This is a genomic window from Rhodovarius lipocyclicus, from assembly GCF_009900765.1.
GTDB classification, from domain to species: domain Bacteria; phylum Pseudomonadota; class Alphaproteobacteria; order Acetobacterales; family Acetobacteraceae; genus Rhodovarius; species Rhodovarius lipocyclicus.
In genome coordinates this window covers 22,478-34,964 of sequence record NZ_JAAABL010000037.1, presented here as the reverse complement: position 1 = coordinate 34,964, position 12,487 = coordinate 22,478, and the positions used below count along the sequence as shown (strand labels likewise).

Annotated in this window: 17 protein-coding genes and 1 pseudogene; 9 read left to right on the top strand and 9 right to left on the bottom strand. The window is 71.0% G+C overall.

Annotation, left to right across the window (positions count from 1 at the left end; translation table 11 throughout):
- A pseudogene (locus GT007_RS18045) lies at positions 1-308 on the top strand (hypothetical protein); the annotation flags it as partial.
- A gap of 21 nt (positions 309-329) precedes the next feature.
- Here the strand turns inward: GT007_RS18045 and GT007_RS18040 are convergent.
- Positions 330-1,163 carry a flagellin gene (locus tag GT007_RS18040; RefSeq protein ID WP_160123053.1) on the bottom strand — a complete coding sequence of 278 codons (834 nt, stop codon included), beginning with the start codon at positions 1,161-1,163 and terminating at the stop codon, positions 330-332.
- Between the two features lie 218 nt (positions 1,164-1,381).
- Between GT007_RS18040 and GT007_RS18035 the strand changes: the two genes are divergently transcribed.
- A complete protein-coding gene (locus GT007_RS18035) occupies positions 1,382-1,837 on the top strand; it encodes a MaoC family dehydratase (protein ID WP_160123052.1) in 456 nt (151 codons plus the stop codon).
- Positions 1,838-1,843: 6 nt separating this feature from the next.
- Here the strand turns inward: GT007_RS18035 and GT007_RS18030 are convergent, their stop codons facing one another.
- Both GT007_RS18030 and GT007_RS18025 read right to left on the bottom strand, forming a co-directional pair.
- Positions 1,844-2,191, bottom strand: coding sequence for a hypothetical protein (locus GT007_RS18030; RefSeq protein ID WP_160123051.1), 348 nt, complete (start codon positions 2,189-2,191; stop codon positions 1,844-1,846).
- 47 nt (positions 2,192-2,238) lie between these two features.
- Positions 2,239-2,916 (bottom strand): GntR family transcriptional regulator, encoded by a 678-nt coding sequence (locus GT007_RS18025; RefSeq protein WP_160123050.1) that lies wholly within the window; start codon positions 2,914-2,916, stop codon positions 2,239-2,241.
- Between the two features lie 96 nt (positions 2,917-3,012).
- Between GT007_RS18025 and GT007_RS18020 the strand changes: the two genes are divergently transcribed.
- Entirely contained in the window at positions 3,013-3,651 is a 639-nt protein-coding gene (locus tag GT007_RS18020) for a glutathione S-transferase C-terminal domain-containing protein (protein ID WP_201451974.1), read from the top strand.
- Here GT007_RS18020 and GT007_RS18015 read toward each other — a convergent pair whose 3' ends face one another.
- Complete coding sequence (locus tag GT007_RS18015; protein ID WP_160123049.1) at positions 3,652-4,632, bottom strand: Bug family tripartite tricarboxylate transporter substrate binding protein; 981 nt, start codon at positions 4,630-4,632, stop codon at positions 3,652-3,654.
- Between the two features lie 141 nt (positions 4,633-4,773).
- On the opposite strand from GT007_RS18015, the gene GT007_RS18010 reads away from it, so the two are divergent.
- On the top strand, positions 4,774-5,220 hold the full coding sequence (locus tag GT007_RS18010) for a hypothetical protein (RefSeq protein ID WP_160123048.1): 447 nt from the start codon (positions 4,774-4,776) through the stop codon (positions 5,218-5,220).
- Here the strand turns inward: GT007_RS18010 and nth are convergent.
- Complete coding sequence (gene nth / locus GT007_RS18005) at positions 5,208-5,855, bottom strand: endonuclease III (protein WP_236571739.1); 648 nt, start codon at positions 5,853-5,855, stop codon at positions 5,208-5,210. The genes GT007_RS18010 and nth overlap by 13 nt on opposite strands.
- 94 nt (positions 5,856-5,949) lie before the next feature.
- On the opposite strand from nth, the gene GT007_RS18000 reads away from it, so the two are divergent.
- Entirely contained in the window at positions 5,950-6,447 is a 498-nt protein-coding gene (locus GT007_RS18000; RefSeq protein WP_160123046.1) for a DUF2244 domain-containing protein, read from the top strand.
- A 25-nt stretch (positions 6,448-6,472) separates the two neighbouring features.
- Here GT007_RS18000 and GT007_RS17995 read toward each other — a convergent pair whose 3' ends face one another.
- Entirely contained in the window at positions 6,473-8,254 is a 1,782-nt protein-coding gene (locus GT007_RS17995; RefSeq protein WP_268894560.1) for an AsmA family protein, read from the bottom strand.
- A gap of 118 nt (positions 8,255-8,372) precedes the next feature.
- On the opposite strand from GT007_RS17995, the gene GT007_RS17990 reads away from it, so the two are divergent.
- The 4 genes from GT007_RS17990 (at position 8,373) to GT007_RS17975 (ending at position 11,087) form a co-directional block, all read left to right on the top strand.
- On the top strand, positions 8,373-8,966 hold the full coding sequence (locus GT007_RS17990) for a TetR/AcrR family transcriptional regulator (RefSeq protein WP_160123044.1): 594 nt from the start codon (positions 8,373-8,375) through the stop codon (positions 8,964-8,966).
- Between the two features lie 3 nt (positions 8,967-8,969).
- Complete coding sequence (locus tag GT007_RS17985; protein WP_160123043.1) at positions 8,970-9,677, top strand: glutathione binding-like protein; 708 nt, start codon at positions 8,970-8,972, stop codon at positions 9,675-9,677.
- 76 nt (positions 9,678-9,753) lie between these two features.
- The gene (locus GT007_RS17980; protein WP_160123042.1) at positions 9,754-10,404 is read left to right on the top strand and encodes a peroxiredoxin-like family protein; all 651 of its coding nucleotides are present in this window, start codon (positions 9,754-9,756) and stop codon (positions 10,402-10,404) included.
- Positions 10,401-11,087, top strand: coding sequence for a glutathione S-transferase family protein (locus GT007_RS17975; protein WP_160123041.1), 687 nt, complete (start codon positions 10,401-10,403; stop codon positions 11,085-11,087). Before GT007_RS17980 ends, GT007_RS17975 begins: the two co-directional genes overlap by 4 nt.
- Positions 11,088-11,115: 28 nt before the next feature.
- Here GT007_RS17975 and GT007_RS17970 read toward each other — a convergent pair whose 3' ends face one another.
- From GT007_RS17970 to GT007_RS17960, 3 genes are read right to left on the bottom strand one after another with little or no spacing between them, the layout of a single operon-like run.
- Positions 11,116-11,706 carry a malonic semialdehyde reductase gene (locus GT007_RS17970; protein WP_160123040.1) on the bottom strand — a complete coding sequence of 197 codons (591 nt, stop codon included), beginning with the start codon at positions 11,704-11,706 and terminating at the stop codon, positions 11,116-11,118.
- A gap of 24 nt (positions 11,707-11,730) precedes the next feature.
- On the bottom strand, positions 11,731-12,138 hold the full coding sequence (locus GT007_RS17965) for a hypothetical protein (protein WP_160123039.1): 408 nt from the start codon (positions 12,136-12,138) through the stop codon (positions 11,731-11,733).
- On the bottom strand, positions 12,138-12,458 hold the full coding sequence (locus GT007_RS17960) for a hypothetical protein (protein ID WP_160123038.1): 321 nt from the start codon (positions 12,456-12,458) through the stop codon (positions 12,138-12,140). Before GT007_RS17960 ends, GT007_RS17965 begins: the two co-directional genes overlap by 1 nt.
- Positions 12,459-12,487 lie beyond the last annotated feature (29 nt).

Genomic DNA, 12,487 nt, shown 5'->3' with positions numbered 1-12,487 from the left:
CGCCGCGCTTCGCGGAGCATCCGCGCGCCGCCACTCTGCCGGCGGCCGCGCCCGCCGGGTCCTCGGTTCCGTCCGGTGGTTTCGCGGCGTTGCAGAGCCCGCTGGCCGGTGGCGCACCGCTGCCCGCCGCCGCGCCGGTTTCGGCCGTGCCGTTGGCGGCACCCGCCGCGGCACCTTCGGGCTTCCAGCCCCTGCCCGGCGCGCGCAGCGCGTTGCAGCCGGTGGCCTCGCCTTCACGCGGGGCGGCCAGCGTGCCGCAGGCCCCGGCGGGGCTGGCGCCGCTGCCCCCGCCGCCGGTCATTCAGTAAGACCGGGGGCGGTCGCCGCCCTTACTTGAACAGGCTCAGCAGCAGCTGGGGCGACTGGTTGGCGATGCCCAGCGCCTGGCTGCCCAGCTGCTGGCGGATCTGCAAGGCCTGCAGCCGCGCGGATTCCTTGGCCAGGTCCGCATCGACCAGCGCGCCCATGCCGCTTTCCTGCGCGTCCAGGATGTTCTTGTTGTAGTTGATCTGGCTGTCGATGTAGTTCGAGTAGCTGCCGAAATTGTTCAGCTGCGTCAGCGTGTTGGTGATGGCGGTGGAGACCGCGCCCGTCGTGGTCAGCGCCGCCGCCGCGCCGCCCGTGGTATAGGCGTTGGCATTCGAAATGCCGTTGTAGATGTTGGTCTGCGCGCTGTAGCCGGAGAAGGTGTAGTAGCCCCCCTGCCCGTTGCTGACGACCTTCACCGCCAGCGTCGTCGGGTCATTCAGCACGTTCAGCCCGTTGTAGCTGGCATCGGTGACGAAGGATTTGATGTTGTTCGTCAGCTCCTTCACCTGGGCCTGGTACTGGGTGCGCTGCTCGGCGGTGATGGCGCCGTCCGCCAGCTTCACCGTGATCTCCTTCAGCTTGTTCAGCGCGGTGGAGACATTGCTGAGCGAGGCGTTCGTCACCTCCAGCAAGCCCTTCACGCCGCCCAGCTGCTGGTTGGCGGAGGTGGTGGCCGCCATGTCGCCCCGGATGCGCTCGGCCACCGCGAAGGCCGCGCCGTCATCCTTGGCATCGGCGACGCGATAGCCGGTGGAGACGCGCTTCTGCACCCCCGCCAACTCATCGTTGGTGCGGTTGAGTGACTGCAGCGCCACCATGGCACCCATATTGGTGTTGATGGAGTTCAACGGCATGGGCTTTTCCCAGGGCAGGGCCCGGCTGACAAAGCGCCCCCGGCAAGCCGGCGCGCATGCCAACCGGACAGGTTGACGAATGGCCACCCGGACATCCTGCCGGGCAGCCCGAGTGTGATTCGCGCCGGGTAAACAAAACCTTTCGCCACTTGGGAAAAGTGCGGCCCCTGGACGAAGCCGCCCCCGCCATGCAGCCTGCGCCCGCAGGAGGAACAAGCATGATCGAGATCGAAAACCCCAGCGCCATCGCCGAATGGGTGGGCAAGAAGCTGGGCAGCAGCGAATGGTTCACCGTGGACCAGAAGACCATCGACCTGTTCGCCGAGGCCACCGGCGACCATCAATGGATCCATGTGGACGTGGAACGCGCGGCCAAGGAAATGCCCGGCGGCAAGACCATCGCCCACGGCTACCTCACCGTCTCCCTGCTGCCGCGGCTGACGCCCAGCATCTATCGCGTGAAGAACCGCAGCCGCTCCATCAACTACGGCAGCAACAAGGTGCGCTTCACCTCACCCGTGCCGGCCGGCAGCCGGGTGCGCCTGCACCTGTCCATCGCGGGGGTGGAACCCATCAAGGGCGGCGTGCGCGTGACCATGGCCAACGAAATGGAACTGGAAGGCCAGGACCGCCCCTGCCTGGTCGCGGAGACGATGGCCCTCGTCTACGACTGAGGCGCGCTATCGCGTCCTGGCCGGGGCGGAGGTGCTGCCGCCCCCGCCCGGCAGGGTGGTGGCCAGGGCCGCCGCGGCCGCCAGGGGCAGGATGGCCAAGGGCACGGCCAGCCCGGTGCCGCCCGAGGAGAAGCCTTCGTCCTCGGTGAAGTTGCCGCGCCCGGCGGTGCGGCTGCCGCCGCGCCAGGGTTCGCCCTGGGGGGCCGTGGGCGCGCGGCGGGCGCGGGTGGCGTGGGGCATGGCGCCGCCGCGCGGGGGCACGACCACGCGGCTGCCCTCGGGCACGACCACGCGGGTCTGGGCCGTGGCGGGCAGGGCCCAGCACAACCCCAGCGCGATGAGCAGGGCCTTCATGCAATGCATAGGCGTGGATAATCGCGGAACAGGCCGCCGCGCAACTGTTATGCGCGGGCCTTTTCGTCCTGTGCTTCCAGCCCCCTGGCCAGGATGCGGGCGGAGGCGATGGCATGGTGCTGGGCCAGCTGGGCCGCCGCATCGGGGTCGCGGCTGGCCACGGCCTGCAGGATCTGGTCGTGCTCGTCCCAGAAGGGGCCGAGCTTCGTGGGCTCCCCGGCCAGCAGCATGATGCTGCGGCGGACATGGTGCCAGTTCATCCGCGCCGTCTGGGCGATCAGCCGGTTGCCGCCCAGCGTGTAGATGAAGTCATGAAAGGCGAAATCGGCCGAGGCCATGGCGGCCAGGTCGCCCTCGGCCACGGCGGCGCGGCCCTCGCAGATGATCCGTTCGCCGCGCGCGCGGTCCGCGGGGCTGGCGTGGCGGGCGGCGGCGATGGCGGCGGCGGCGTCCAGCGCCGCGCGCATCTCGTACAATTCGGCGGCGAAGCCCCGGTCCAGCGGCGCCACCACCAGGCCGCGCCGGCCGGCCTCCACCAGGAATCCCTCCTTTTTCAGCTGCTGCATGGCCAGGTGCACCGGCTGGCGAGAGGTGCCGAGCCGTTCCGCCAGCTCGTCCTGGATCAGGCGGGTATCCGGGGCCAGCACGCCGTCGCAGATCGCCTCGCGCAGGGTCTCGTAGACCGTGTCGGTGATCTGGGGGGTGGGGGCGACCTTGGAAATCACGGCTTGACGGGCCTCCTGCGGCTGTGCGACCTCGCAGATACCGTGTTTCGTATACGATACACGGTCCACCAGGGCAGTCTAGCAAGGACCCCGCCGATGATGAAGCTGATCAGCGCCACCCCCAGCCCCTATGCCCGCAAGGTGCGCATCGCCCTGGCGGAAAAGGACGTGCCCTTCCAACTCATCACCGAGGTGCCCTGGAACAGCACCACCCAGACCCCGCAATACAACCCGCTGGAAAAGCTGCCGGTGCTGATCTTCGAGGATGGCGGCAGCGTCTATGAAAGCCGCTTCATCCTGGAGGTAATCGAGGCCCGCTGGCCCCAGCCCAGCCTGCTGCCCGGCGGCGGCATCGAGCAGGTGCTGGCCGCCCGCCAGGTGGAGGTGATCGCGGACGGCATCTGCGACGCGGTGGTGCTGCTGTTCTGGGAACGCCACCGCCCGGCCGAGCAGCAGAGCGCGGAATGGATCGCCCGCCAGCGCCGCAAGGTGGATGGCGGGCTGCGGGCGCTGGCCGGCATCGCGGGCGATCGGGAATGGATGGTGGGCGACCGCTTCGGCCTGGCGGACATCGCGGCGGGCACCGTGCTGCGCTATCTGGACGTGCGCTTTCCCGAACAGCCCTGGCGGCGGGACCACCCCAACCTGGCCGCCCTGTCGGACCGGCTGGAACAGCGGCCGAGCTTCGCCGCCACCGTGCCGGTGCCGCAGGTGATCAGCGACAAGGTGGTTTAGCTAATCCAGCCGGATATTCGCCCCCCGGATCGCCGCCGCATAGCGCGCCGCGTCGTCGCGCAGCAGCTTGGCCGCATCGGCCTGGCTGCCGCCGCCGGGGATGAAGCCCGCCGCCGCCACCCGCCCGCGCAGCCCGGGGTCGGCCAGGGCGCGGTTCACGGCCTGGTTCATGCGCTCCGTCACCGCGTCCGGCGTGCCGGGGGGCGCGATCCACATGTACCAGACATTGCAGTTGAAGCCCGGGAAGCCGCTCTCAGCCACGGTCGGCGCATCCGGCAGCCATTCCACGCGCTGGGGCATGGTGGTGGCCAGGGCCCGCAGCCGACCGCCACGGATATGCGGCAGATAGGTGGGCAGCGTGTCGAAGGCGATGTCGATGCGCCCGGCCAGGATCTCGTTCACCGCCTGGCCGGTGCCGCGGAAGGGCACATGCGTCATGGACAGCCCGGCCTGGGCCGAGAGGATCTCGGCCGCCAGGTGCTGCTGGCTGGCGACGCCGGAGGACGAGTAGTTCAGCTTCCCCGGGTTCGCCTTCGCGTGGGCCAGGAATTCCTGGAAGGTGTTGGCGGGCGAGGTGTTGGGCACCACCGCCACCAGCGGCACGGTGCCGCACAGCACCACCGGCTTCTGGTCGCGGATGATGTCGAAGGGCTGCGGGTTCATGTGCGGCGGCACCACCGCGCTGGCGCTGACGGTGGTCATCAGCATGGTATAGCCATCGGGCCGCGCGCGGGCGCAGGCGGCGGCCGCCAGCGTGCCGGAGGCACCGGGCCGGTTCTCGATCGCCACCGCCTGGCCCAGATCCTCCTGCAGGGCGGGTTGCAGGGCGCGGGCGATGATGTCCGTGCCGCCGCCGGGCGCGAAGCCCACCAGCAGGCTGATCGGGCGCTGGGGCCAGGTCTCGGCGCGGGCGATGGTGGGGGTGGCCAGAATGGGCACGCCCAGAAGCGGCGCCGCGAAGGCGGCACGTCGGGTGAGCATCGCGTTTCCTCCATGCGGGCCCTTTTGGCGGGCCCTTATCGTGAAGAAGTGTTGCCTGTCCGCCCCGGCACGTAAAGCTGAAGCTTTGGACGCTGCACAGCGTTGCATGAAGGCGTATTCTTTCCCGCAGGAGGATAGCTCATGCGACCCATCGCCCGTTTCGCCGCCCTGGGGGCCGTGCTGCTGCCGGCCGCCTGCGCCCTGCCGCCCCCGCCCAGCGGGCCCAGCATCCTGGCCCTGCCGCGCGCCGGCACCAACTATGACCAGTTCCGGCGCGAGGAGACGAGTTGCCGCGCCGCGGCCTCCGCCGCCATCGCGCCCAGCCTGCCGCCGGAGGGCACGCCGCCCCCCAACCCCGTGGCGCCCCCGCCCGCGCGGAACCCCTATACGCTGCAGCGGAACTACGACATCGCCTATGCCCAGTGCATGAGCGCGGCGGGCCATCAGGTGCAGGGCACGCCCACGGCACGCCCGCCTGTCTCGGCCTATGCCTATCCGCCCTCCGTGCTGGTCGCGCCGCCCGACCCGGTGCCGTTCTACGGGCCCTGGTGGGGCCTCAGCTTCGGCACCGGCCCCTATGGCTGGTGAGGCGTGAGGACCTTGTCCTTGTAGTTGCACCACGCGATGGCCGGGCAGCGCCAGCAGTCCGGCCGTCGCGCCTTGCAGATGTAGCGCCCGTGCAGGATCAGCCAGTGGTGGGAATCCCGCAGCAGATCGGGCGGGATGCGGCGGATCAGCCCGTCCTCCACCTCCCGCACATTCTTGCCCGGGGCCAGGCCGGTGCGGTTGCCGATGCGGAAGATATGCGTGTCCACCGCCATGGTCGGCTGCCCGAAGGCCACGTTCAGCACCACATTCGCGGTCTTGCGGCCCACACCCGGCAGGGCTTCCAGCGCCTCCCGGTCCTCGGGCACCTGGCCGTTGTGGCGTTCCACCAGCTGGGCCGCCAGCGCCGCCACGTTCTTCGCCTTGGCCTGCCACAGCCCGATGGTGCGGATGTGGCGGCCGATGCCCTCCGCCCCCAGCGCGGCCATGGCCGCCGGGGTGGGGGCGGCCGCGAACAGGCCGGGCGTGACCTTGTTCACCGCGGCATCCGTCGTCTGCGCCGACAGCACCACCGCCACCAGCAGGGAGAAGCTGTCGGTGTAGAGCAGCTCCGTCTCCGGCGCCGGGTTCACCTGGGCCAGGGCGCGGATGAAATGGGCCACCTGGTCGCGGCTCATGGCGCGGGCGCGGCGCGGGGCCTCCGCCGTGCCATGCAGGGGTGACTTTTTCGGGGTTGCACGCGGCATGGTCCGACGCATCTTTCAAGGGTCCATGTCCGATAGCCCGCCCACCCTGCTGTTTGAAGCCGTCACCGCCCCGGCGCAGAGCCTGAACCGTCAGGGCCAGCGCCTGGTGCTGGGGCTGCTGATGGCCGGCATCGCCGTGTCGGCGGTGCTGTTCGCGCTGATCGGCGCCTGGCCGGTCATGGGCTTCATGGGGCTGGAGGCCGGGCTGGTCGTGCTGCTGTTCGCCCTGCATCGCCGCCACGCCGCCCGCGCGCAGGAACGCATCACCCTGACGGAAGCGACCCTGCGCGTGCGCCGCACCGATGGCCGGGGCCGCGCCGAACAGGCGGATTTCGCCCCCTACTGGACGCGCGTGCTGCTGGAGGCACCGCCGCACTCCCGCCTGTTCGTGCAGGAACGCCACCGGCGGATGGAGGTGGGGCGCTTCCTGGCGGAGGACGACAAGCGCGACCTGGCCCGCGCGCTGGACGCGGCGCTGGGGCGGTATCGGGACCCGCGCTTCGACAACCCGCAGCTGCGGTGAGGCGGGGGCGCCGCCCCTGCCAACCTCAGCACCCGCTCCGCCGCACCGCCTCCCGCAGGCTATCGGGCAGCGGGATGGCGCCATCGCCCGGGATATCCCCGCGTTCCCCCAGCCCCACGCTGGGCGCGGCGAAGCTGCCATACACCCGCACCGGCAGGTCCAGCGCCAGGAAATCCGTGCTGTCGCGCTGGCTGCGGACGGCCAGCTCGAATTGCCGGCGGTTGAGGTCGAACAGGGCGCTGCCGCCCACCGTGCCGGTATCGGCGCGCAGCCGCAGCGGCGCCACGCGGCCCCGCCCCTCCCGCACCACCAGCACCGCCAGGGCGCAGCGCAGCCGCGTGCGGCCCGGCGCGGTGCGGAACAGCGCGCGCAGATCGGTCGAGGCCGCCTCGATCACCGCGCGGTCGATGGTGCCGTCGCGCATGCTCAGCACCGTGGTGCCATAGGCGCCGCGCAGCGCCTGGCGCACCGTCGCCCCGCGCATGGACAGGCTGGCCTGCGCCTGCACCGCGCCATCCAGCGGCAGGGAGCGGATGCCCGGCAGCTGGCGCAGCGTGTCCAGCCGGGCATTGGCCATGGTCAGGCTAGCCTCCACGGCCGCGCCCTCGGGCAGGGCGCGGGCCTCGGCGGCGGCTTGCAGGCGCGCGCCGGCGATGGTGCCCGCCGCCTGTTCCAGCGTGATGCGGCCGGGCGCGACCTCCAGCCGCAGCGCGGCCTGCTGCGCGCGCCATTCGCCATAGAGCAATTCGGTGGCGCTCGCCCGCACCTGCAGGCGCGGGTCGGGGTTGGGGTCCACCCGCAGGGGGGTATCGGCGTCGCGGTCCGGCACGGGGCCGGCGGGGCGGCCCAGGATGCGGTTCAGGTCCAGCTTGGTGGCGTCCACCTCCGCCGCCACGCTGTCCGCGGTGCCGGGCAGCCCTTCCGTCAGGCGCAGCAGCGGCACCGACAGCGCCTCTCCCGCCAGGGCGCCGCTGGCCTGGGCCAGGGTCCAGACATCGCCGGCGCGGCTGGCCTGGCCGGTCAGTTCCAGGGTGGTGGCGGGCCCGTCCTCCACGCCGAAATCCCGCAGCAGGGCCGCGAGGTCCGGCGCCCGCGCCTCCAGCCGGCCCTGCCAATGGTCGAAGTTCAGCGGGTCCGCGGCCGTGGCCTCCAGCATCAGCTGCGTCTGGCGGGACTGCGCGCGCAGATGCATCGGGAAGGGGCGGCGCGCCTGGGCCAGCGTGTCGAAGCTGCCCAGCTCTCCCTGCAAGGCCACGGGCAGGGCGTTGTAGCGGCCGCGGGCGTGCAGGCGCACGGGGGCGGCGGGGCTGGCGGCCAGCACCTCCGCCTGCTCCAGGCCGATCGTCAGGGTGTTGCCGCTGCTGGTGCGCAGGATGATCTCGGAACCCGCCAGGCGCAGCAGGCCGACGAACCAGCCGCCATCGCGGCCGCTGGGGCCGGCGGGCCGCGTCTGGCGGGGGCCCTGCCAGTTGCCGCGCCGCTCCTCGTCGCGTTCCAGCAGCAGGGAGGCCCCCTCGGCCTCCACCTCCCGTAGCTCCAGCCGGCCTTGCAGCAGGGGCATCAGCGCCAGGGCGGCGCGCAGATGCGGCACGTGCAGCATCTCCGCCCGCGTGCCGCCGGGGATATTGGCCAGGCGGGCGTCCCGCAGCTCCAGCCGCGTGGTCAGGCCCGGCGTCACGCGCAGGCTGGCCAGGCTGACGCGCCGCCCCGCCTGGGCGGAGAGCCAGCCCTGCGCATAGGGCGCCAGCTCGATGCCCGGCAGCGCCAGGACCAGCGCGCCCAGCACCACCAGCGCCGTGGCGGACAGCAGCGTAAGAAGGCGGATCAGCGGGTGTCTCCTTCAGGGGCGGGAAGACAACCCGCGGGGTGGGGCGAGGTTACCACACTTGCCAGGGTGCGTGGGGTTATGTAGCGTCCGCTCCATAATGTCCCGACCTCGCGCCTTCGACGAAACCGCCGCCCTGGATGCCGCCACCGACCATTTCTGGCGGCACGGCTATACCGCCACCTCCGTGCGCGATCTGGGGCAGGCGATGGGGCTCGGCCCCGCCAGCCTGTACAATGCCTTCGGCGACAAGCACGCGCTGTTCACCCAATGCCTGGACCGCTACCTGGACGGCAGCATGCGTGAGCGCATCCGGCGCCTGGAGGCCGGCCTGCCGCCCCGCGCCGCCATCGAGGCCTTCCTGGAGGAGATCGTCGCGCGCTCCCTCGCGGACCCGCGCGGCTGCATGCTGGTGAATTCGGCGGTGGAGGTGGCGCCCCACGACCCCGGCGTGGGCGCCGTGGTGGCCGGGCGCCTGCGAGAGCTGGAAGGCTTCTTCGCCCGCTGCGCCGCGGCCGGCCAGGCCGCCGGCACCATCAGCCGCGCCCATCCTGCCGAGGATCTGGGCCGGCTGTTCCTGACCACGGTGATGGGGCTGCGCGTGCTGTCGCGCGCGCGCCCCGAAGCCGCCCTGCTGCAAGGCGCCGCCCGCCAGGCGCTCGCCCTGCTGGACACCCCCGAACGGGAGCACTGAGCCTTGATCGACCTGTATTACTGGACCACCCCCAACGGCCATAAGCTGACCATGTTCCTGGAGGAAGCGGGCCTCGATTACCGCATCATTCCGGTCAACATCTCCAAGGGCGAGCAGTTCGCCCCCGAATTCCTGGCCATCGCCCCCAACAACCGCATCCCCGCCCTGGTGGACCATGAGCCCGCCGGCGGCGGCGCCCCCGTCTCCCTGTTCGAGAGCGGGGCGATGCTGCTGTATCTGGCCGACAAGACCGGCCGCTTCATCCCGCCCGCCAGCCAGGTCGCGGCCCGGGCGGAGGTGCTGCAATGGCTGTTCTGGCAGATGGGCGGCCTCGGCCCCATGGCCGGGCAGAACCACCATTTCAGCCAGTACGCGCCGGAGAAGATCCCCTACGCCATCAACCGCTATGTGAACGAAACGGGCCGCCTGTATGGCGTGCTGAACAAGCGCCTGGCGGACCGCCCCTTCGTCGCCGGGGCCGATTATTCCATCGCGGACATGGCGATCTATCCCTGGATCGTGCCGTACACCCGCCAGGGCCAGAAGCTGGAGGATTTCCCGAACCTGCACCGCTGGTTCGAGGCCATCCGCGCCCGCCCCGCCACCATCCGCGCCTATGCCAGGGCGGATGAGGTGAACACCACGCCGACCGTCAACGCCGCCTCCGCCGCGCTGCTGTTCGGGCAGACCGCCGCCTCCGTCGGCCGCTGAACCTTCGCCCCCCTTCCGGCGGGAGGGGGGATTTTCAATCCCTGTTTTGTAGCAATCGCTTCACAAGGAACACCCCATGGCCCTGCAACAGGAGCTGGACGCGCTGCGCGCCGAATTCGAGCGCACCGCCCCCGCCGAGCGCGCCGCGCTCTACACCGCCAAGGTCGAGGAACTGCGCGCGACCTTCCCCAAGGAACAGGCCCTGGCCGTGGGGGCGATGGCCCCGGCCTTCACCCTGCCGGACGCCACGGGCATGCGCGTGTCCCTGGCCGACGTGCTGGCGCGCGGCCCGGCCTTCGTCATCTTCTATCGCGGCGGCTGGTGCCCGTACTGCAACCTGCAACTGCGCGCCTGGCAGCGGCAATTGCCGGCCATCCAGGCCGCCGGCGCCACGCTGCTGGCGATCTCCCCGCAGATGCCCGATGCCTCGCTGACCACGGCCGAGAAGAACGAACTCGCCTTCCCGGTGCTGAGCGACGTGGGCAACGCCGTCGCCCGGCAATTCGGCCTGGTCTATTCCATGCCCATGGAAGTGCGCGCGGCGCTGACGGCCAATGGCAAGCCCCTGCCGGGCTTCAACGGCGATGAGAGCTGGGAACTGCCGATCACCGCCAGCTTCCTGATCGGCGCCGATGGGCGGGTGGCGGTGGCCGATATCGAACTGGATTACCGCCGCCGCATGGACCCCGCCGCCATGCTCGCCGCGCTGGCGGAGACCGCGGCATGATCCGCTTCTATTTCCACCCCACCCCCAACCCCGTGAAGGTGGCGCTGCTGCTGGAGGAAACCGGCCTGCCCTATGAGCTGGTGCCGGTGGACACCAGCAAGGGCGAGCAGCACAGCCCGGAATTCCGCGCCATCAACCCCAATGGCAAGGTGCCCGCCATGCTGGACAGCGACGGCGGCCGGGTGTTCGATTCCACCGCCATGCTGCTGTACCTGGCCGAAAAGGCCGGCCGCTTCCTGGGCGCGCCGGAGGATCGGGGGGAGCTGCTGTCCTGGCTGATGTTCGTGGCCACCGGGCTCGGCCCGTTTTCCGGCCAGGCGGTGCATTTCCAGCTCTCGGCGCCAGAGCAGATCCCCTACGCCATCAACCGCTACCGGCGGGAAGCGGAGCGCCACTACCAGGTGCTGGAAGACCATCTGGCCGGGCGGGACTGGATCGTGGGCGATCGCTACACCATCGCCGACATCTCCGCCTGGGGCTGGATCGACCGCGCGGCGCGGGTGATGAAAGGCAAGGAAAACCCGCTGGAGGATTACCCCAACATCGCCCGCTGGTTCGCCGCGATCGAGGCCAGGCCCGCGGTGGAACGCGCGCGGCTGGTGGGCAAGGGCCACGCCTTCAAGCGCGATGTGGACGAGGAGACGCGCCGCGCGCTGTTCCCGTCGAACTATCCGAAGATGTGAAACGGGGGGCGCCGGGCCCCCCGGCGCCTTACACCAGCTGGCAGGCTTCGTAGAAGCCCAGGCGCGGCAGGCGCTCATGCACGCCTTCCGCGTCGCCATAGCCCAGGTTGACCAGGAAATTCGCCTTCCAGCCGGTCTCGGTCAGGAAGACTTCCTCGATCTTCGCGGCGTCGAAGCCGCTCATCGCGCCGACATCCAGCCCCATCGCGCGGGCGGCCAGCATCAGATAGGCGCCCTGCAGGCTGCCGTTGCGGAAGGCGGTCTGCTCGGCCAGCGTGTAGTTGCCGCTGAACCAGGGCTTGGCATCCGCATGCGGGAACAGCGCGGGAAGCTGGTCGTAGAATTTCGGGTCATGCGCCACGATCACGGTCACGGGCGCGGTCATCGTCTTCTCGATGTTGCCGGCCGACAGCGCCGCCTTCAGCTTCGCCTTGGCTTCCGGCGTGCGGATGAAGACGAAGCGCGCGGGGCTGCTGTTGGCGCTGGTCGGGCCCCATTTCAGCAGCTCGTACAGTTCCTGGATCTGCTCGTCGGTGACGGGCTTGTCCTGCCACCTGTTCTGGGTGCGCGCGGTGCGGAAGAGCTGGTCCAGCGCTTCGGAGGAAAGGGCTTCGGTCATGCGTTGGATCCGTGAAGGGGCGGGTCAGTCGCCGGAGCGGGTCATCCGGATATCCCAGGCGCAGTTGCGCGTCTGGTAGCGGGCGATGAAGCCCTGGTCGGTGAAGCGGCCCGGGGCGCGCTCCGCCGCGTCCAGATTGCCGCGCAGGGTCAGGGTGTTGTCGTTCAGCACGGTGCCCCGCGCCTCGCCCTGGCCCGGCAGGGCGGAAATGGCGCGCCCCTGGGCGATGCGCATGCGGATGGGGAAGGATTCCGGCCCGCAGGCCGCGCGCTCGACCGCGAAGGCGCGCACCATGGTGCCGGCCCAGCCGCCGTCATAGCGCGAGGGCGGGGGCGGCGGCACGCCGGCGGTGGCGCTGGCGGGCGGCGGCGCGGTGTCCCCGCAGGCGGCCAGCAGCAGGACAGGCAGAGCGAACAGAAGGCGCATGGTCATCAACGGCGACGAATCAGGTCGCCTTCCCATTCCCGGCGAAGGTTGAAATACGGCGAGACGTCGCGGTCCCGCTCACCGATCTTGTCGGTCTGGCGTTCCACCCATTCCCGGGCGGCGCCCAGAATGCCGCCCACCGCCTCGCGCGCTTCCTCGCCCCGGGGCACGGGGTCGTCATTGGCGGCGAAACGGTCGAAGGCGCCGACGGCACCGCGGAAATTGTCCCGCCCGATGCCGCCGTCGTTCGGCCAGCTCTGGGCGGAAGCCAGGCCGGGGGCCAAGGCGGAGGTCAGCAGCAGCAGCAGGAACGGCATGGCGCGCATGGTTGCCAGGATGGGCCGGGCCCGCCCGC